This is a genomic window from Streptomyces speibonae, assembly GCF_984686075.1.
Genome location: NZ_OZ480260.1, coordinates 4,710,464 through 4,729,307, shown reverse-complemented (window position 1 = coordinate 4,729,307; position 18,844 = coordinate 4,710,464). Strand labels below are relative to the sequence as shown.

The window sequence follows — 18,844 nt, the reverse complement described above, 5'->3', positions numbered from 1 at the left end:
GCCCTGGCGGGCACTGTGGCATACCACCCGGGCTCTGCCCGGTCCACGCCGCAGCTGTCGGCCCCGGGACGCTCAGGGCTTGACAAACAGACCTAGTCAGGTGCGGTTCACCGCATTCCGAGCAAGGTTTCGATCAAGCCCCGCCTTCGTAGCTCAGGGGATAGAGCACCGCTCTCCTAAAGCGGGTGTCGCAGGTTCGAATCCTGCCGGGGGCACAACGCGTCACCGCTCTGACCTGGGGTTTCTTCCCCAGGGAGGACTCATGCTCGGCCTCGGACTCCTCGTCCGGGGCCGTTTGCGTGAGCGGACGGAGAGCTGCTCCCCCGAAGTCTCTCCAGCGGATCAGCATCATCCGGCACGGACTCCGGCCCTGCCTTCTCCGGGCCATCGGGCTCTGGCTCCGCTTCACGCACCCAAGGAGCGCACGAGCGAGCACGGGAGAATCGCCCTTCTGTCGAAGGTGGTTACGCCTCTCCGGAGCCCAGGGCGGTTTCCGCGTCGTGGCCGCCCCAACTGTCGGGGGTGCGCCACAGGACCTGAACCCCGAAGACACCGAACACGGTGTCGGCCGACCAGTCCTCGGCGGGCGGTTCGGAGAGCACCAGGTACAGGCGGTCGGCAGGAGCGGGCAGAGTGTGGTTGATCTCCAGGAGACGGGTGGCTCCCGCACGGAGGTCGGCGTAGGTGGAGCGGCCGGCACCGAGGACCTCGTAGAGGAAGTGCCCGTCGTCCGCGATCCGGCTGACGTCGACGACCGGGGAGTCGGTCGGCTGCAGGTCCTCCCAGAGCAGGGCGGACTTGAGAGCGTGCCGTACCGCCTCGTGCTTTCTGCACGTGCGGTCGGCGGTCGCCGCGCTCTCCAGCAAGTGCAGAAGCCCTTGCGCTGGTGCGGGCGTGGCGGGCAGGTCGGCGGGGGTCACGGGCTCGGTTTCCTTCTGCTCGGACTGCTGTTCAGCAGTGGAGGGTGCGTCGTCGGTTTCGGGTTCGCCCGTGGTGACCCGGCGTTGGAGTGCCTCCCGGGCTTCGTGCAGGGCCTGGGCCCAGCCGACGCGTGCCAGGTCCGTCTGGAGGCGGTTCAGGTCCAGGGCGCCGTCCTTGAGCATGCGGTTGGTGTGTGCCGCGAGGTCGCGCAGGAGGCTGAGGCGGTGCTTGTCCGGGGATCCGAGCACGCGACGCACGTCCACCCAGTCCGCCTGGTCGCGGCGGAGGACGCGGTTGGCCATGCCCCTGAGCTCGGACAGACGATCACGGGCGTTCTGCGGAACGCTTCCGTCACCGTTGGTCAGTTCGTCGAGAACGCTGAGCGCCGCCAGGTAGCGTTCCGCCATTCTCGGCGAGATGGGCTGGCGGCCACGCTGGTCCGCGGTGAGCAGGCAGTGGTTCGTCTCGTGGGCGAACACCCAGCAGTCCAGTACCGCGCCAGGGCGCGGGGGCACCGAGCCGTGGCGAACGGTCAGGACCAGAGGGACGTCGATCGCGGGCGACAGGGCCTTGACCCTGTACCGGCCACCGGGTGCCCGGCCGGTCACGCGGACTCGGACCTCCGTACCGATGTCGGGGACGTCAGCGTCTGCCATGTCTGGTTCGCCTTCGGTGGGTGCTGATTCGGTACCGCCGCCGTCAGTGTTCGTGAGGGCCTCCGGGAGCGGGGCGGTGTGCAGGACGGTCAGGCTCTGGGTGCTGCGGGTGAGCGCGACGTACAGCTGGCGGAGTCCGGCAGGGCCCCGGTCGGCGATAATGGCGGGTTCGACGACGAGGACGTGGTCGTATTCCATGCCCTTGGCCTGGGCGGCGGCCAGCACGGAGACCGCCTCCCGTCCCTGCTCGGTGATGCCCTCGGCCAGGTCCAGCTGGCGGCTGATCTCGTCGAGCCAGCCGGAGTCGTCGGGGACGATGACCGCCACAGAGCGCAGGGTGTGTCCGTCACTGGTGCCGATGAGACGGGTGGCATGGGCCACGGTGTCGTCGAGGAGCTTCCACGGCTCCGTCGCGACCGTCCGTACGGCGTCCTCTCCCGCCGCACGCACGGCCTGCGGGTACGGCAGCGTGGGGGCGACGGTACGGGCCAGCGGGGCGACGAACTCCATGATCTCGGCGGGCACCCGGTAGCTGGTGTTCAACTCGGCCACGCGCCAGTCGCCGTGGTCGGACAGGAGGGTGCCGAGGCGGTCCCAGTCGGTGTGGGTGTGGGGGCCGGTGGCCTGGGCGAGGTCACCGAGGATGGTCATGGAGCCCTGCGCGGCGGAGCGCCGGCGCAGGGAGCGGGCCTGCATGGGTGTCAGGTCCTGTGCCTCGTCGACCACGATGTGCCCGTACCGCTGCGGCGTCTCCCCGGTGATGAGATACCGCAGTTCTTCGAGGCAGACCCGGTCGTCGAGCGTCCAGGGATCTGCGTCGGCCGTGTCGCCCCGCGGACGGCGCACAGCGGCCTGCTCCGAGGCGTCGAGAATGCCCTCGGCGCAGGTACGCAGGAGGTCTTCCGAGTCGTAGAGGGTGCGGAGGGCTTCCCTGGCACCGGGCGAAGGCCAGACACGTTCGATGAGGCGCTCGACCTGACGGTTGCGTTCCAGGTCGCGGCGGATCGTGTCGTCGCGGCTGCGGCGAGGGGCGACGGCGACGAGTTCCCGCAGCAGGCGGTCGACGAGCAGCCCGCGGAATCGGTCGCGGCGCTCACGGTAGGAGCCGTCGCCTCGGCGCACGTCCTCGAGAAGCGAAAGCATGTCGGAGCGCGGGACACGCAGGGTCGTGCTGCCGACGGTGACGGTGAGCTCCGGCTTGGCCCCCTCGTAAGAAGCAGTGGTGGTGAACTCGTCGACGGCCTCGGGACGGCACTCGATCTCGACGCGCCGCCGCAGGACGGCCGCCATACGCTCGTCGGACTTCACCACCCGGGCCTGGGCGGTGTCGGTGCCGAGGACTTCGCCGTCCCACAGACGGGTCACCTGCACGGCGTTGACGTTCCGGGTGCCGAGCGTGGGCAGCACCTGGCTCACGTAGTCCAGGAACCGCTGATGGGGGCCGACGACGAGGACGTCCTGGGCTTTGAAGTGCCCGTTGTTGACGAGCCAGGTCACGCGGTGCAGGCCGACCGCCGACTTGCCGGTACCCGGGCCGCCCTGCACGACGAGGATGTCCGAGGGCGAGCCGGTGACCGGGGCCATCTGGTCGCGGCGGATGGTCTCGACGATGTCCCGCATGCTGCCGCTGCGCGAGCGCTGAAGCTCGCGCAGGAGGAAGTCGTCGGGCTGCGGCGGCTTCTGGCGCTGGACGCGGGCGATGTCGGCGGGGGTGAGCACGCGCGGCCGTGTCCCCTGCTGCCGCTGTGCATCGGTGGCCGGGTCCGCCGACGATGACGCCGGATCGGCGTCATCCGCGGCCGGCCGCGGGGCAGTGACGGCGACGGAGATGTCGTCGGCATAGCCCTTGACGACGCGCTGCGCGCAGTGCAGTCGCCGCCGCAGCAACACCTCTCCCGGAGCGTCCGGCAGCGCGTCGAGCCACTGCTTCGCGAGCGCGTTGGTCCACTCCACGACGACGGTGTCGCGGGTGCGGACGTCGGACACGGCACGTCGGCCGATGTAAAAGGTTTCGGGCTCCCCACCGGGGCCGTCCTGCACGTCCACGCGGCTGATGACCAGCGATGCGTTGCCGAGACCCCCGTACGCCGCGGCTTGCTCCTCGGCCGCGAGACGGTTGGCGACGCTGTCCTTGCCGCTCGCGGAGGCCAGGGCGACCGAGCCCCCGGTCATTTCGGCCAGCCGCGCGGCATAGCAGTCGTAGGCACGGTCCACCGCCTTCTGCTCGACGGCGATGATCTCTTCGCGCGTGGTGGTGCCCATGTACATGTCCCCTCCCCTTGCAGCACCCCGGAGGACGCTGCGACGGGCATACGCCCGGCCCCGTCGAAATAACTATCAGAGACCTGTCGGTAACAAACAGTCAGATGGTCAACGTCCCGACCAGCTCGCCGACCTCCGCCCGCCAGGCGCGAACCTGGTCGTGCGTGGGGCCGATCTCGTACTGGTGGTAGTGGCATCCCAGGCAGAGGTGCGACCAGACGGCGTTGGTGCGGCGAGCGGTCTCCGCCGCCGTGTAGCAGTGGAGGCACAGCATCTTGGCCCGCATCGTGGTGTCGGCGAGTCCTGGCACCGCGGCGTCGAGCACACGGTCGATGGAGAGCTCCAGGGCGGTCCGCAGAGCGAGGGAGGCTCCACGGTGCCGGCCGGCGGCCGTGGCCCCCGTACGGGCGACAAGCAGCTGATCGGCCGTCAGCAGGAGCTCCTCGACCGAGGTGGTGGGAGTGCTCATCACGCGGTCACCCCCGGCTTGCGCACTTTCTGCGCCATGGTCTCGATGTCGTCCACGAAGCGGTGGGGGTCGGTGATCTGCGCTCCCGTGGCGTGGGCGCCGTTCTGACACTCCTTGAGGAGGTCCACCGCACGCGGTCCGCAAAGGGTGAGCAGTTCTCGGTAGACGTCGCCGGTCCGGCCGGCGTCGCCGAACAGGGCCAGCGCCGCGACCTTCATGAGCTTGTCGGCGCTGCCGACGGCGGCCTGCAGCTCGTCCTCGGGCGCACCCGAGCGGAGATGCCGGACCCAGGCGGCTTCCAGGAAGGCGTTCTCCAGGGCGATGCGGCACAGGCTGGGCAGCACATGCGTTTGTGCCGCCGACGGCAGGTCGCTGGTACTGGCGAGGGCCCGCGCGTCATCGAGCGCCTGCCGTACCGGATCGGTCACCAGCCTGACCTTCACCTTGGACGACTTGCCCCGCTCGACCTCGAACACCGTCACGGGCAGTTCCTGGCTGGTGAACGCCCGCTGGAGGCGGGTGTCGTGGGTGAACACGACGACCTGGCGGCGCTCGCCGAGTTCGTGCAGGACCTGGGCCAGTCCGTTGACCTTGGCGGGGTCCATGGACTGCACGGGGTCATCGATGACGATGAAGCCGAACGGGCTGTCGGCGGTGGCGGCACGGGGCAGGAACAGAGACAGCGCGAGGGAGTGCTGCTCGCCCTGGCTCATGACGCCGAGAGCCGATGCCTCCTGGCCGTCGACGGTGACATCCATGACGAGTTTGCGGACGGTGGCCTTCTCACTGCCCTTCAGGCTCACGGCCTTGAGGTCGATGTTGCTCTCCTGGCGGAGCCGCTCCCAGATGCGCTGCGACTGGTCGGCGAAGCCTTCCATCCGCTGTTCCCGCAGCTCGGCGGCCAGAGCCTTGATCCAGCTGCTCGCCTTCCTGAGGTCCCGCAGCCGGGGCTTGTTCGCGTCCACGGCGCGCGCCCTCTCCGCCCAGCCCGCCAGGCGGGCGACGAGCCCGCGCCAGCGTTCGTCCCGCTTCTCCAGTTCCCTGACGGCGTTCTCCTTGACCGCGGCGCAGGCGTCGGCCAGGGTCACGGCGGCGTCGTGGGCGCGCTGGGCGAGGTCGGCGGGATCGCTGATCGTCCGACAGTCGCTCCAGGCGCGCCACGGGTCGACCAGAGAGGCGGGAATCTGGCGGGGCGTGTGGACGAGGTCCTGCACGGCCCGTGCGGCCGACCGGAGTTCGCTGCGCGCGCTGGCTGCCGCCTCCGCTTCCTGCCGCAGTGCGGCAATCTGCGCGGTCGCGTCCGAGGCCCATGCCACGTCCAGCATCCCGTCGGTCCCGCACACGGGGCAGGCGGCAGCATCGGGGTGACGGTCGTGGTGTGCCACAGCCCGCTCCAGGAGGTCCGCGCGCCGCAAGGCGTCCTCGGCGCCGGTGCCGCGCAGGTCCTCGGCATCGGCGAGAGCATCGCGCAGGCGTTTCAGGGCGGCGTGGACCTCCGCCAGCTCGGGCCCCCGCACCTCTGCCTCGGAGCGCAGGCGGGCGATCAGGCCGTCGTCCCCGTCGGCCGGCACACCGGCGACCAGGGCGTCCACGGTTTCGAAGTCGGGGGTTCGCGCCGTGTCAATGGCGACAAGTGCCTGGACCGCGCGCTCGTCGTCCTCCAACTCGTACAGGGCGTCCTTGAGACCCGGCAGCTCCGCCTTCACCTCCTTCTCCGCGTCTTCGAGCGCCTTGATCTCCTGGCGGAGCCGGCCGTCGGCGGAGCTGAGCTGCCCCAGGCCGAGGATGGTGGCGATGGCGTCGTACATCTCGGAGGGCTTGCCACTGATCATGCGGTCGAGGTCGACGTACGACAGGAAGGGCCGGAAGTCCCGCAGGGCCTGCGTCCATTCCACCTGGTCGAGCGGGGTGCGGCCGTGCCCGGGGCGCTTGAGCTCGGCCCGGGAGGTGGCGAAGTCGTCGCCGTCCCAGGTGCGGGTGAGAGTGCTGCGGCCGGCGTCGCCCTCGACAGCGAGCTTGACTTCGATCTCCGGCCTGCCGTCGGTGTCGTGGAGATTGCGCCAGTTGCTGCTGCGCACCGCGTGCTGCCCCTGCCAGCGCATGTTCACGCCGGTGAAGGCCGTCTCGATGCCCTCGGCGATGCTGGACTTGCCGGAGCCGTTGCGCCCCACAACCAGGTTCACTCCGGGCCTCGGGCTGAGCTTGAGCCAGGCGCGCGGTCCGATGCCGCGGAACCGGGCGACGGCGACGGATTCGAGGTAGATCCGGCCGCCGACCGGGGCGGTTCCCCGGGGCTCACCGTCACCCAGCGCCTCCTTCAGGAGCACCTTCACGGGCTCGGTGAGCGCCGCCTCCTCCAGGCGGGCCTCCACCAGAGCGCCAACGGGCACGGGCTGGCCGGACGAGGCCGGACGGGCGGGGTCGGTGGGGTGGTGTGTGTTATGCCGGGGCTGTTCCGTCACGGTCATGCGGGTTCCTCCCAGGTGTGCGGTGGGTGGCACTGCGGTACGGAATGGACGCGGAGCGGACATGACCCCGAGGCATGGCGTTGCGGCGGCAAGGGGCCAGGAGAGATCGGGCGCGTGGCGCGTAAGGCGTCGGCGCGTTTCAGGTGCGGTTGGGTGGCTTGGCGCACGCTTCCAACCGGAAGCGCATCCAGGTAAGCATGTCGTTGAAAGCACTGTCAAACAACTTGATGAACTTGACGAGCGTTGTAGCGTGTTAACTGTCCCTGTCCGACAGGCCCGAGAGGTGCGGAACTCCACGCCATGCCCCAGCAGCCACCGCCCCGACCGGCGCCCTCCGCGCACGTGACAGCCGCCGAGATCTCCCGGATCGCGGGGGTCACACGCGCCACCGTCAGCAACTGGCGCCGCCGCCACGACGACTTCCCGGCACCCAGCGCGGGCACGGAATCCAGCCCGCTCTACGACCTGTCGGCCGTCCAGGCCTGGCTGCGCGGGCGCGGCCATACCTCCGCCGTCTCGCCGACCGAGGAACTCCGGACGGCGCTACGGCTGCTGGGGCCCGGCTCGGGGGTGGCCGCGCGGCTCTTCCCGCTGGTGGCCGCCGCGTCCCGCCGCACGCCGGAGGAACTGGCCGACCTGGCCGCCCTGCCCGACGACCAGCTGATCGCCCGGGCGGACAAGACCGCGCAGGAGCTACCGGCCTCCGTGCCGCAAGCCGAGCCGGTCCGCTACGGCCCGGACGACGCGGGCGCGGTCCGCGCCCTGCTGGGCTGCGTCCGTGAGGCGGGGGCCCAGGCCGCCCTCGACGTCCTCGCCGAGCGCGAGTTGGACGAGAGCGCCGCCAGCGGCGTCTACCAGACCCCCGAGGGTCTGGCCCGCCTCATGGCACGACTCCTGCCCGAGGGTGCGACCCGAGTCCTCGACCCCGCCTGCGGCAGCGGAACGCTCCTCGCCGCGGCCGCGCGGCAGGGCGCGCGGGAACTGTTCGGGCAGGATTCGCTCCCCGTCCAGGGCCAACGCACCGCGGTACGGCTGCTGATCGCCGCACCCGAGGCCGAGTCCTCGATCCGCGTGGGCGACAGCCTGCGCGCCGACGCCTTCCCCGACCTCACCGTGGACGCGGTCCTGTGCAACCCGCCGTTCGGCGACCGCGACTGGGGTCACGACGGGCTGGCCTACGACCCACGGTGGGCGTACGGGGTTCCGCCGCGCTTCGAATCCGAACTCGCCTGGGTGCAGCACGCCCTCGCACACCTGGAGCCCGGCGGCCACGCGGTCATGCTGCTGCCGCCCGCGCTCGCCTTCCGCGCCTCCGGTCGCCGCATTCGCTCGGAACTCATCCGCAGCGGGGCCCTGCGCGCCGTCGTCTCGCTTCCGGCCCGTGCCGCGTATCCGCTTCACATCGCCCTGCAGATCTGGGTGTTCCAACGCCCCGAGCCAGGCGGCCCGGACCGTACGACGGTGCTCTTCGTCGACGGGGAGGGCGAACAGCGGGCCGCCGCCGCGGGCACACCGTCCGCCACGGCCACGGCAGGTGCCGGCACCCGTGGCGGCTCACGCTCCCGCCGGCCCGGTGCCCCCTTCGACTGGGCGGAGCTGACCGACCGGGTCCTTGGCCAGTGGGCCGCGTTCACCGCCGACCCCGACGCCTACACCGACGAGCCCGGCGTCGCCCGCGCGGTGCCGCTCGTCGACCTCCTCGACGACGTCGTCGACATCACCCCGGCCCGTCAGATCCGGGTAGCCGCCGACATCGACCCTGCCGCCCTGGCGCGCCGCGCCCACGACCTGCGCAGCCGACTGACCGAGGCGGTCGCGGCCCTGGCAGCCGCCGCCGAGTCCGGCGAGTGGCGGCCGACGCCCGGGGACTCGGCCCGCGAGTGGCGTACGGCGACCGTCTCCGACCTGGCGCGCGGCGGGGCCCTGACCGTCTTGCGGGCGGCCCCGTCGGGCACGCGAGGCTCCAAGGGCGGATCCGCCGCACCTGTGGACAGACTGGTCCTCACCAGCGGCGACATCGCTGCGGGAGACCCCCCTTCCAGCGGGGGCGCTGACATCGACACCGACAACGCACACTCCGTCGTCGCCGGAGACGTCCTCGTACGTGCCATCGGCGGCGGCTCGGCCACGATGACCCGGGTCGCGGACGACCAGGACGCCGGAGCCCTGCTCGGTCCGCACGTCCACCTGTTGCGCCCCGATCCGGCCCGCCTCGACCCGTGGTTCCTGGCCGGGTTCCTGGGTGCTGAGGACAACATCGCCTCCGCGTCCACCGGCAGCACCCACGTACAGGTCACACCGGGCCGTCTGCGCGTCCCGCTGCTGCCGCTGGAGGAACAGCGGCGATACGGGGAGGCCTTCCGCCGCGTGTACGAACTGCGCGCAGCGGTCCGCCGGACCGCCGACCTCGCCGCCGACACCGCGGCCACCCTGACGACTGGCCTCACCGCCGGCGTACTCCTACCACGGGACACCCCGGATACGTCGGGCGCCGCGGACAGCCGTTCTGTCTGAAACGCCCCACGCGTCCCCTCGCGCACGACCACACTGGATCCCTGCCGTCCCCTCTCTCGACGGCGCTCTTCGAAAGGAAGCCGGGACCTCTTGAACAGCAACAAACACACGGAGTTGGCGAACCACGCCTGGTCCGTCGCCGATCTTCTGCGCGGCGACTACAAGCAGTCCGACTACGGCAAGGTCATCCTGCCGTTCACCGTGCTGCGCCGCCTGGAGTGCGTCCTTGAGCCGACGCGCGAGAAGGTCGTCGAGACCGTCGCCAGGTTCGCCGGCCAGGACATCGACACCGGCCACTTCCTGCGCAGGGCCTCGGGCCACTCCTTCTACAACAAGAGCGGCCTCACCCTGCGGAAGATCGCGGCCGACCCGCAGAACGCGGCGAAGAACCTGCAGATCTACGTCGGCGCCTTCTCCGACAACGCCCGCGAGGTCCTCGACAAGTACGACTTCAACCAGCAGGTCAGGAAGCTCGACGGCGCGAACCTGCTCTACCAGGTCATCGGCAGGTTCACCGACCTCGACCTGCACCCCGACGTCGTGCCCAACCACAACATGGGCTACATCTTCGAGGAGCTGATCCGCCGCTTCGCCGAGCAGTCGAACGAGACCGCGGGTGAGCACTTCACCCCGCGCGAGGTCATCAAGCTGATGGTGAACCTGCTGGTGGCGCCCGACGCTGACGCCCTCACCGTGCCGGGTGTCGTCCGCACGGTCATGGACCCGGCCTGCGGCACGGGCGGCATGCTCAGCGCCGCCGACGACCGCATCAAAGCCCTCAACCCGGACGCGACGGTCGAGGTGTACGGGCAGGAGCTCAATCCCGAGTCCTGGGCGATCTGCCGCTCCGACCTCATGATCAAGGGCCAGGACCCGGAGAACATCCGCTTCGGCAACTCCTTCTCCGACGACGGCCACGCCCGCCGCAGGTTCGACTACATCCTCGCCAACCCCCCGTTCGGCGTGGAGTGGAAGAAGGTCAAGGAAGACGTCGAGTACGAGCACAAGTCGCTCGGCGACGCCGGCCGCTTCGGCGCGGGTCTGCCGCGCATCAACGACGGCTCGCTGCTCTTCCTCCAGCACATGATCTCGAAGATGAAGCCGGTGGACGTGAACGGCGGGGGCGGCTCCCGCATCGCCATCGTCTTCAACGGCTCCCCGCTGTTCACGGGCGCGGCCGAGTCGGGCGAGTCGAACATCCGCCGCTGGATCCTGGAGAACGACTGGCTGGAGGCGATCGTCGCCCTCCCGGACCAGCTCTTCTACAACACGGGTATCTCCACGTACTTCTGGATCCTGACGAACCGTAAGGACGCCGACCACAAGGGCAAGGTCGTCCTGCTGGACGCGCGCGACCAGTGGGTGAAGATGCGCAAGTCCCTGGGCGACAAGCGCAAGGAATTGGGCGACGGGACGAACGGCCGCCCGGACCACATCGGTGACATCACCCGGCTGTACGCGGAGGCGCTCCAGGTCGCGGACGATCCGGAGCACCCGCTGCACGGCAAGGTGAAGGTCTTCTCCAACGAGAACTTCGGCTACCAGCGCATCACCGTGGAGCGGCCGTTGAAGCTCCGGTTCGAGGTGACGGAGGAGACGCTGGCGGCACTGGCGGAGGCCAAGCCGGTGGCCAAGCTGGAGCGGAGCGAGGAGTTCGTGGCGGCGGTACGCACGCTGCTCGGCTCGTCGTGGGCGACCAAGTCCGAGGCGTTCATCGCCCTCAAGGACGCGGTGGTCGCGGCCGGTCTGACGTGGCCGTCGGGGGCGCCGTTCGCGAAGGCGGTACGGGAGGCGATCGGGGTACGGGATCCGGAGGGCGAGGTGCAGAGGGTCAAGGGTGCGCCGGAGCCGGATGCGGACCTGCGGGACTACGAGAACGTTCCGCTCGGTGAGGACGTCGAGGAGTACCTCAAGCGGGAGGTGCTCCCGCATGTGCCGGACGCGTGGATCGACCACACGAAGACGAAGATCGGGTACGAGATCCCGTTCACGCGACACTTCTACGTGTACAAGCCGCCGAGGCCGTTGGAAGAGATCGACGCGGAGTTGAAGGCGCTGGAGGCGGAGATTCAGGCGCTGCTGGGTGAGGTGACAAGGTGACTTTCTGGAGTAAAGTTCGCCTGAAGAACCTATGCGTAGATGCCGGCCAGTACGGACTGAACATCTCGGCAGAAAACTATGTTGAGACGGGGGTGCGTCTACTGCGGACAACGGATATCAGCAGTGGCACGCTAACCCCTCCCGAAGAGGGTGTTTTCGTATCCGGGCTGCCGGAGGCACGGTTCAGTCTCGAAGCAGGTGACCTTCTTCTTTCCCGAAGCGGCACTCCTCCCGGGCAGTCCTACCTCGTTCGTGCCGCCGATGCTGGCGCAACATTTGCTGGATATCTGGTGAGGTTCCGCCCTCTGTCGAGCGTGGAACCTCGCTTCCTCGCCTACGTCGCCCGGAGCGAGCCATTCCAGCATACAATTCGCTCCGAATCGGTTGCCTCAACGATCCAGAACTTCAATGCGGAACGGTATGCAAACATCGAGTTCAGGGTGCCTGATTCGGTAGAGCAGCGCCGCATCGCCGACTTCCTCGACGCCGAGACCGCCCGAATCGACCGTCTCTGTGAACTACGCAAGCGCCAGTTGGAGTTGCTCGACGACGCATCCTTCAGGCGGATCTACGATGCAGTTCGCGGAGCTTATGTTGAGGGAGGCCGGAAAGACAGCGGTCTCAAATGGCTGGGCTCCATTCCTGCCACTTGGAGAGTTGGCAGCGTCTCTCACTATTTCGATGTCGAGCTTGGCAAAATGCTCAATCAGGAACGCGCCCACGGGGAACACCTGCGCCCCTACCTCCGCGTGGCGAACGTCCAGTGGGACCGGATCGACGTCAGCCACCTCGCCATGATGGACTTTCCGCCGGAGGAACAGGCGCGGTACCGTCTAAAGCCGGGCGACCTGCTCGTCAACGAAGGTGGAAGCTGGCCAGGAAGAGCGGCGATCTGGCGCGGGGAAGTCCCCGAGATTTACTACCAGAAGGCGCTGCATCGCATCCGTGCTCGTGGTGCAGAACTGCCGCGGTGGCTCTATTACTGTCTCGTTGCGGCTGAACGCCTCAGGGTATTTCAGGTCCAGGGAAATACCAGCACGATGACGCATCTCACCCGTGAGCAGTTGCGGCCTCAGAGGTTCCCGTTTCCTGGACCAGATGTGCAGGGTGAACTGGTGACACAGCTCGACCGGTCGACGAGTCGAGATTTGAAGGTCCGCCGACTGTTGGACAGCCAGCTTGCACTCCTGACCGAACGCCGCCAGACCCTCATCACCGCCGCCGTAACCGGCCAGTTCGACGTCTCCACCGCCAGCGGGCGCAACGTAACGGACGGAGTCACCGCGTAGCCATGAGCCCTATCCACACGGAGTCCGCCTTCGGTGACGCCATCGTCGCCGCCATGGTCGAGCGCGGCTGGCGTGAAGCTCGCCCGCAGGACTATCGGGCCGATCTCGGTCTGGACACCAACGAACTCTTCACCTTCATCGGCAAGACCCAGCCCGACGAGTGGAACGAGCTGCTCACCCTCTACGGCGGTGACCCGAACGAGGCGCAGCGTGGGTTCGCGGCTCGCCTGGACCAGGCCATCGCCACCAACGGGCTGCTCGATGTGCTCCGCAACGGCGTCAAGGACCGGGGCGTCCTGCTCCGCGTCGCGTACTTCAAGCCCAACCTCGTCGCCCACGGCTCCGTGCTGGACGGCTACCGCGCCAACCGGCTGACCGTCGTCCGTGAGCTGGAGTACGCCACGAAGCAGGCAGACTGGGGCAACCGGCTCGACCTCGCCCTCTTCCTCAACGGAATCCCCGTCGCCACGGCCGAGTTGAAGAACCCGCTGACCAGGCAGGGGGTGGAAGAGGCCAAGGAGCAGTACCGGGCCGACCGGGACCCCACCGAGCTGATCTTCACGCGGCGCGTGGTCGCGAACTTCGCCGTCGACCCGGACCTGGTCTTCGTCGCCACCCAGCTCAAGGGCAAGAACACCCGCTTCCTCCCCTTCAACACCGGCTCCAACGGCCCCGGACAGCCGGGCGGCGCGGGCAACCCGACCCCCACCGCCTTCGGCACGTATGCGACCTCCTACCTCTGGGAGCAGGTCTGGCAGCCGGACAACTGGCTGGACCTGCTCCAGCGGTTCGTGCACCTGCACAAGAGCAAGTCGCCCGGCGGCGGCACCACCAAGACGATGATCTTCCCCAGGTTCCACCAGTGGGACGTGGTCAAGAAGCTCACCGCGCACGCCGCCACCCACGGCGCGGGGCACGACTACCTGGTCATGGCCTCGGCCGGCTCGGGCAAGTCGAACACCATCGGCTGGCTCGCCCACCGCCTCAGTGACCTGCACACCCCCACCGACCCCCGCGAACTCGACCCCGAGGCCGTCGCCAAGGGGCTCAAGCCAGGCGTGCCGGTCTTCCACAAGGTCATCGTCATCACCGACCGCCGCAACCTGGACGCCCAACTCCGGGAAACGGTGGGCAGTTTCGAGCAGACCGCCGGCCTCGTCGTGAAGATCGACGAGAAGCACGGGGCGAAGGGCGAGCAGCTCGCCAAGGCCCTCTCCCGCGACACCGGGAAGATCGTCACGGTCACCCTGCACTCGTTCCCGGCACTGCTCGACTACCTCCAGCGCAAGCCCACCGAGATCCAGGGCAGCCGCTTCGCGATCATCGTGGACGAGGCGCACTCCTCGCAGTCCGGCGACGCCGCCACCGCCGTACGGTCCGCCCTGCGCGACCTCGGCCTGGACTCCGACTCGGACGACGCGGGCGCTACCACGGTCAAGGCCGAGGGCAACACGCTGGACGAGCAGCTCAAGAAGCGGGCCGAGCAGCGGTCCCGCGCCGCGAACCTCTCCTACTTCGCGTTCACCGCCACGCCGAAGGCCAAGACCCTGGAACTCTTCGGCACGCTCCAGGACATCGACGGCAAGGCGACCTACCGGCCCTTCCACACGTACTCCATGCGGCAGGCGATCGAGGAGGGCTTCATCCTCGATCCGCTGCGCAACTACGTCACGTACAGCACGTACTGGAAGCTGGTGAACCAGAACCCCGACGAGCGGGAGGTCGACCCGTCGAAGGCGAACAGCCTGCTCGCCCGGTACGCGCTGACCCATGACTCGACGGTCGCCCAGCACGCCCAGGTGATCGTGGAGCACTTCGTGGCGCACAGCCGGGGCCGTCTCGGCGGGCGGGCCAAGTCGATGGTGGTGACCGCCTCCCGGCAGTCCGCCGTGCAGATGGCGCGCGCCATCAAGAGCTACATCAAGGACCGGGACTACGACACCAAGTACCCCGACCTGGGTGTCCTGGTCGCCTTCTCCGGCTCGCTCACCATCGACGGCGAGGAGACCACCGAGCCGAAGGAGAACGGCGGGCTGTCGGAGAGCGCGCTGCCGAAGGCGTTCGCGTACACGCGTGCCGACGACAAGGCCGCTCGAGCCGGCGGTCCGGGCCGGCGCGAGTACAAGATCCTTGTCGTGGCGGAGAAGTACCAGACCGGCTTCGACCAGCCGCTCCTCACGACGATGTTCGTCAACAAGTCACTGACCGGCATCTCCGCCGTCCAGACCCTGTCCCGGCTGAACCGGACCGCCGAGCGCAAGACCCAGGCCGACCTGGCGGTCCTCGACTTCGTCAATGACGCCGAGGACATAAAGGAGTTCTTCCGCCCGTACTTCGAGGAGGCGAACACCCTCCCCTCCGACCCCAACCTGCTCTACACCGCGCAGAGCCGGGTCATGCAGGCGGCGATCCTGTCCGGGCAGGAGATGGACGAGTTCGCCGCCGCGTACTTCGCCGCCAAGGAGAAGGCGGCGGGCTCACAGTCCAAGTGGGAGAAGCTGCACGCCGAGCTGTACCGGCTGCTCTCCCCAGCCGTCGCCCGCTTCACCGCTCTGCAGGACAGCGAGGACGAGGACGACCAGGAGACGGCGGAGGGCTTCCGCGCCGACCTCAACGACTACGTCAGGAAGTACGGCTTCCTCGCGCAGATCGTCCCCTACCGGGACGCCGAGCTGGAACGGCTGCACCTCTACGGCCGCTACCTCCTCAACCGGCTGCCGCGCCGCGCGGACGGCGGCGTGGACATAGGCGAGGTCGACCTCAGCCACATGCGGGTGGAGAAGACCGGCGAGTACGACGTCTCCCTCACCCCCGAGGGGCCGGCGACGATGCCGGGCTTCGGCGACGGCTCGGGCGGCGCGAAGGAGGCGGAGAAGTCGCTGCTCTCCGAGTTGATCGAGAAGTTCAACGAACGCTTCGGCACCGATTTCACGGAGCAGGACTTCATCCGCCCGTTCGAGGAGGCCACGGCCGACCCGAAGGTGAAAGCGGCGGCCGTCGTCAACGACGAAGCAAACTTCGGCCTCGTCTTCGACAACGTCTTCGCGGACAAGATGGCCGACCACATCGACACCATCGCGGGACTGGGCCGCCAGTACTTCGGCCCCGACAAGGGCTTCAAGTCCAGCCTGGACCGCAGCGCCCGCAAGGCCGCCTGGCGGATGATCCGCCGGGAGGCGGGGCTGGACGACGACGTCTGACGTGTACGCCCCAGCCAAGGGGGCGGCCGGGGCGGCCTTCGAGAACGTCACCAGCACTGCCGGAAGTACGGGTTGCCCTCGCCACGAGGTGCGACAAATGGGAGGGGTAAATGAGCGACGCGGTGGACGAGCCCGAGGGATCTCGGCTCCAGAAGGCCGTAGAGACCATCGTCATGACACCGGCGGCGGCCGCCAAGGTCGTGGACGGTTACCGCGTGTCCTTCGAGGACAAGAACGAGCGGAGGCCCGAGAGCCTGGAGGACAAGCGGCGGATCGCGGCCAAGATCATAGGCCGGTACTCCAAGGCGTCGGCAGCCGCTGGAGCCGTCACCGCCGCCCCTAGCGTGATTCCGGGGGTCGGGACCGCGGTCGCGATCCTGGGCGGTGGTGCCACCGACGTCGCCGTGGCGCTCAAGCTCCAGGTGGACATGTGCATGTGCCTGGTCGAGGTGTTCGAGACCGAGCTGAGCACCGAGGACAAGAAGCACCTCGCCTTCACCATCGCCTTGGCGGGCTCGGTGGAACAGATGGCGTCGAAGGGCGGCAAGGCGGCCGTACAGAAGATCGCCCAGAAGCTGGTCTACCAGTACCTCACAGGGCCCGCCCTGGTCACGATCAAGCAGTTGTTCAAGCGGGTGTCCATCACCTTCACCCAGAAGGCGATGGCCAAGGCGATTCCGGCCGGCGTGGGTGTCGCGTTCAGCAGCTCGACCAACTACGTGCTGACGAGGGTGGTGGGCAGGGTTGCCGTCGCCGTCCTGGCCAAAGATGTGAAGTAGCGGCGCCGCATCGGCCCGACCGGGCTTGGCTATGCCGAGGGGGCGGGAGTTTCGGGCGAGGGCGGCAGGGGGTCGGCGACGAACCAACCCCGCTGGGGCACGGCGTACACCCAGCCTTCGTCGGCCAGCAGGCCGAGCCCCCGCCGCACGGTCGTACGCGCGATCCCGTAACGCTGCACAAGCTGAGCCTCACTCGGCAGCATCCGCCCGGGCTGCCAGTCACCGCGCTGAATCTGCCCACGCAGGATCTCGGCCAGTTGCCGGTACGGGGTCAGCGGCGCGCCATGGTCGATCTCAGCATCAGGGTTCATGGACTTGACGCTAGGCAAGCCGACTGATCCACGCTCTTTGAGATACGTCTCGCGACGAATCGATACAAGGCGATACCATGGCCCAAAGAAACGCCCCGGCTGGAAGGGTGAGAGCTTCCATGCCGGGGCTGAGCCGACTGACAAGGAGTCGACCTATGCGCAGCCTACTGGCCGCGATTCTGGCCCTGTTCCTGCCCGCCCGGGGTGCCCATCGCGCCGCAGCGCCGCCGCCACTGCTCCCCTCCTCCTGTCCGCCCGCTCCGGAACCCCCGCCCGTGATCACGTGTCCGCATCCGGCGGACGTCATCACCGTCGACGGCATGCCCCTGGTCCGGCCGTACGTCGTCGAGTGGGAACGCAAGCGGGACGAACGTGACCGGCGGCGTCTTCAGCGCGAGCGGCGCAGGGCGGCGGTGCTGGCGACGCTGGGGCAGGACTACGTTCCGGTTCCGTGGGAGGTCGCCGCATGAGCATGAGTACGCCGCGTCTGCGCAGTCTCGGCCTCGACCCGGACACCGGCAAGGAGGCCCTGGCGGTCACGCACCCGGGCGGCCGTCTTGAGGAGTTGGCCGACGTGCACACGCTGAAGGCCGCCGCTGTCCTGGTGACGGTCGTCGGCGCAGTGCTGGAGGTGGGGAAGGCGTCGGACGCCGAGCTCGCCGCCTTCGTAACGCCGTTGCACGCCGCGCTCGAAGAATGCGTCGGCATCATGGCGGCGGACAGGGAGTGATGGCGTAGCGGCAAGTCGGCCGCAGGGCCGGTGGTGCCTTCTGCTCTCCCCCGCCGTCGCCCGCTCCACCGCGCTGCTCGACAGCGAGGACGAGGACGACCAGGAGACGGCGGAGGGCTTCCGCGCCGACCTCAACGACTACGTCAGGGAGTACGGCTTCCTCGCGCAGTTCGTCTCCTACGGCGGCCTGGCGGATGATCCGCCGCGAGGAGGGGCTGGACGACGACATCTGATGCGTGTGCCCCGGCTGGATATGCTGGCCGGGGCATCCCTTGGAGGACATCGTGAGCACACAGCCCGACCACGACACGGAGCTGATCCCGCGCCCCGCGCGGACCCCCGAGGCCCTCCGGGCCGCCCTTGCCGCCATAGCGCCGGAGCGACTGCCGGAAATGGACGCCGATCAGCGCAGGGCCGTCGCCGCCGCCATCGAGCAGAGCAGCATCAAGCCCCTCCAGCTCTTCATGATCGCGTGGGCCGCCAACATCGAAATCGAGCGGTTTCCCGAGGCGGCGCGTGAGCTGCGCCGCGCCGAGTACATGGCCAACGCCGCCGAGACTCTCGAAGAAAGCCGCCGCTACGTAAGGATCTCCGGCGACATCATCCGCGCCGCGTACAAGGCGGTGTCCGAGTGACCTGGAGATGGGAGTACGACCCTAGCGAGGAGTACGTGGCCGGCGGAGCTCCGCCGGCCTTCATTGCCGAGGTCGAGAAGAAAGCCGACGAGCTGATCCGCGCCGCTGAAGCTCTCTACCTCGACGGCACGAGGTACGAAGGCATAGGGCCGAAGAGCGAAACCGTGGATGTCCCCGGAGGCATGTTCGTCTTCCTCATCGTCCCCCGGTTTGAGTGCGGCTACGTCCTCCAGGTCACCTGGATCTGACCTCAGCAGGTGGCCCCCGGCTCTTCGGAGCGGGGGGCGTTTTGCTGTCTCGGCTGACCCTGCAAGACGTGAGGGCCCAGCCGCCCGCGCGACTGGGCCCAACGGCGGTGGTGAAGTACGGCTCAGACGGTCCGGTCGGCGGGATGCCGACCGGGCGGCGCGCCCTCCTACCCGTCGTCCACCACCGCGCCCGAGCGCTGTCGCACCGCGAACCCTGGACGGCATCCTGACGCAGCGGTCACACTTGACCCCTGACCGTGAC

General features: G+C 68.9%; 13 protein-coding genes and 1 tRNA gene. 10 read left to right on the top strand and 4 right to left on the bottom strand.

The features are described from left to right. The first annotated feature begins 142 nt into the window (after positions 1-142). A tRNA-Arg gene (locus tag AC5L3C_RS21495) sits at positions 143-215 on the top strand. A 249-nt stretch (positions 216-464) separates the two neighbouring features. Here AC5L3C_RS21495 and AC5L3C_RS21490 read toward each other — a convergent pair. The 3 genes from AC5L3C_RS21490 to AC5L3C_RS21480 form a co-directional block, all read right to left on the bottom strand. Further along, complete coding sequence (locus AC5L3C_RS21490; protein WP_493650375.1) at positions 465-3,839, bottom strand: HelD family protein; 3,375 nt, start codon at positions 3,837-3,839, stop codon at positions 465-467. A gap of 100 nt (positions 3,840-3,939) precedes the next feature. Then, positions 3,940-4,308, bottom strand: coding sequence for a hypothetical protein (locus tag AC5L3C_RS21485; RefSeq protein WP_493650374.1), 369 nt, complete (start codon positions 4,306-4,308; stop codon positions 3,940-3,942). After that, on the bottom strand, positions 4,308-6,776 hold the full coding sequence (locus AC5L3C_RS21480) for an AAA family ATPase (protein WP_493650373.1): 2,469 nt from the start codon (positions 6,774-6,776) through the stop codon (positions 4,308-4,310). The genes AC5L3C_RS21485 and AC5L3C_RS21480 overlap by 1 nt, the downstream gene beginning before the upstream one ends. A gap of 342 nt (positions 6,777-7,118) precedes the next feature. Here AC5L3C_RS21480 and AC5L3C_RS21475 point away from each other — a divergent pair, with 342 nt between their 5' ends. The 5 genes from AC5L3C_RS21475 (at position 7,119) to AC5L3C_RS21455 (ending at position 16,658) form a co-directional block, all read left to right on the top strand. Beyond that, positions 7,119-9,290 carry an N-6 DNA methylase gene (locus tag AC5L3C_RS21475; RefSeq protein ID WP_493653962.1) on the top strand — a complete coding sequence of 724 codons (2,172 nt, stop codon included), beginning with the start codon at positions 7,119-7,121 and terminating at the stop codon, positions 9,288-9,290. A 90-nt stretch (positions 9,291-9,380) separates the two neighbouring features. Further along, positions 9,381-11,390 carry a type I restriction-modification system subunit M gene (locus tag AC5L3C_RS21470; protein ID WP_493650372.1) on the top strand — a complete coding sequence of 670 codons (2,010 nt, stop codon included), beginning with the start codon at positions 9,381-9,383 and terminating at the stop codon, positions 11,388-11,390. Beyond that, the gene (locus AC5L3C_RS21465; RefSeq protein ID WP_493650371.1) at positions 11,387-12,679 is read left to right on the top strand and encodes a restriction endonuclease subunit S; all 1,293 of its coding nucleotides are present in this window, start codon (positions 11,387-11,389) and stop codon (positions 12,677-12,679) included. The genes AC5L3C_RS21470 and AC5L3C_RS21465 overlap by 4 nt, the downstream gene beginning before the upstream one ends. A 2-nt stretch (positions 12,680-12,681) precedes the next feature. After that, entirely contained in the window at positions 12,682-15,879 is a 3,198-nt protein-coding gene (locus AC5L3C_RS21460; RefSeq protein ID WP_493650370.1) for a type I restriction endonuclease subunit R, read from the top strand. Between the two features lie 110 nt (positions 15,880-15,989). After that, a complete protein-coding gene (locus AC5L3C_RS21455; RefSeq protein ID WP_469055663.1) occupies positions 15,990-16,658 on the top strand; it encodes a hypothetical protein in 669 nt (222 codons plus the stop codon). Positions 16,659-16,687: 29 nt separating this feature from the next. On the opposite strand, the gene AC5L3C_RS21450 is transcribed toward AC5L3C_RS21455, so the two are convergent. After that, the gene (locus AC5L3C_RS21450; RefSeq protein ID WP_469055664.1) at positions 16,688-16,969 is read right to left on the bottom strand and encodes a GntR family transcriptional regulator; all 282 of its coding nucleotides are present in this window, start codon (positions 16,967-16,969) and stop codon (positions 16,688-16,690) included. A 155-nt stretch (positions 16,970-17,124) separates the two neighbouring features. On the opposite strand from AC5L3C_RS21450, the gene AC5L3C_RS21445 reads away from it, so the two are divergent. The 4 genes from AC5L3C_RS21445 (at position 17,125) to AC5L3C_RS21430 (ending at position 18,582) form a co-directional block, all read left to right on the top strand. Continuing rightward, positions 17,125-17,439 carry a hypothetical protein gene (locus AC5L3C_RS21445; protein WP_493650369.1) on the top strand — a complete coding sequence of 105 codons (315 nt, stop codon included), beginning with the start codon at positions 17,125-17,127 and terminating at the stop codon, positions 17,437-17,439. Continuing rightward, positions 17,436-17,699 carry a hypothetical protein gene (locus AC5L3C_RS21440; RefSeq protein WP_493650367.1) on the top strand — a complete coding sequence of 88 codons (264 nt, stop codon included), beginning with the start codon at positions 17,436-17,438 and terminating at the stop codon, positions 17,697-17,699. Before AC5L3C_RS21445 ends, AC5L3C_RS21440 begins: the two co-directional genes overlap by 4 nt. Before the next feature lie 284 nt (positions 17,700-17,983). Continuing rightward, positions 17,984-18,334, top strand: coding sequence for a hypothetical protein (locus AC5L3C_RS21435; RefSeq protein ID WP_374985869.1), 351 nt, complete (start codon positions 17,984-17,986; stop codon positions 18,332-18,334). Beyond that, positions 18,331-18,582 carry a hypothetical protein gene (locus AC5L3C_RS21430; protein ID WP_019753211.1) on the top strand — a complete coding sequence of 84 codons (252 nt, stop codon included), beginning with the start codon at positions 18,331-18,333 and terminating at the stop codon, positions 18,580-18,582. The genes AC5L3C_RS21435 and AC5L3C_RS21430 overlap by 4 nt, the downstream gene beginning before the upstream one ends. Positions 18,583-18,844 lie beyond the last annotated feature (262 nt).

Excerpts from the sequence above, each read along its gene's own strand:
- AC5L3C_RS21460 (WP_493650370.1), top strand. The coding sequence starts at position 12,682 with ATGAGCCCTATCCACACGGAGTCCGCCTTCGGTGACGCCATCGTCGCC.
- AC5L3C_RS21480 (WP_493650373.1), bottom strand. The coding sequence starts at position 6,776 with ATGACCGTGACGGAACAGCCCCGGCATAACACACACCACCCCACCGAC.
- AC5L3C_RS21485 (WP_493650374.1), bottom strand. The coding sequence starts at position 4,308 with ATGAGCACTCCCACCACCTCGGTCGAGGAGCTCCTGCTGACGGCCGAT.
- AC5L3C_RS21440 (WP_493650367.1), top strand. The coding sequence starts at position 17,436 with ATGAGCATGAGTACGCCGCGTCTGCGCAGTCTCGGCCTCGACCCGGAC.
- AC5L3C_RS21450 (WP_469055664.1), bottom strand. The coding sequence starts at position 16,969 with ATGAACCCTGATGCTGAGATCGACCATGGCGCGCCGCTGACCCCGTAC.
- AC5L3C_RS21455 (WP_469055663.1), top strand. The coding sequence starts at position 15,990 with ATGAGCGACGCGGTGGACGAGCCCGAGGGATCTCGGCTCCAGAAGGCC.
- AC5L3C_RS21445 (WP_493650369.1), top strand. The coding sequence starts at position 17,125 with ATGCGCAGCCTACTGGCCGCGATTCTGGCCCTGTTCCTGCCCGCCCGG.
- AC5L3C_RS21490 (WP_493650375.1), bottom strand. The coding sequence starts at position 3,839 with ATGGGCACCACCACGCGCGAAGAGATCATCGCCGTCGAGCAGAAGGCG.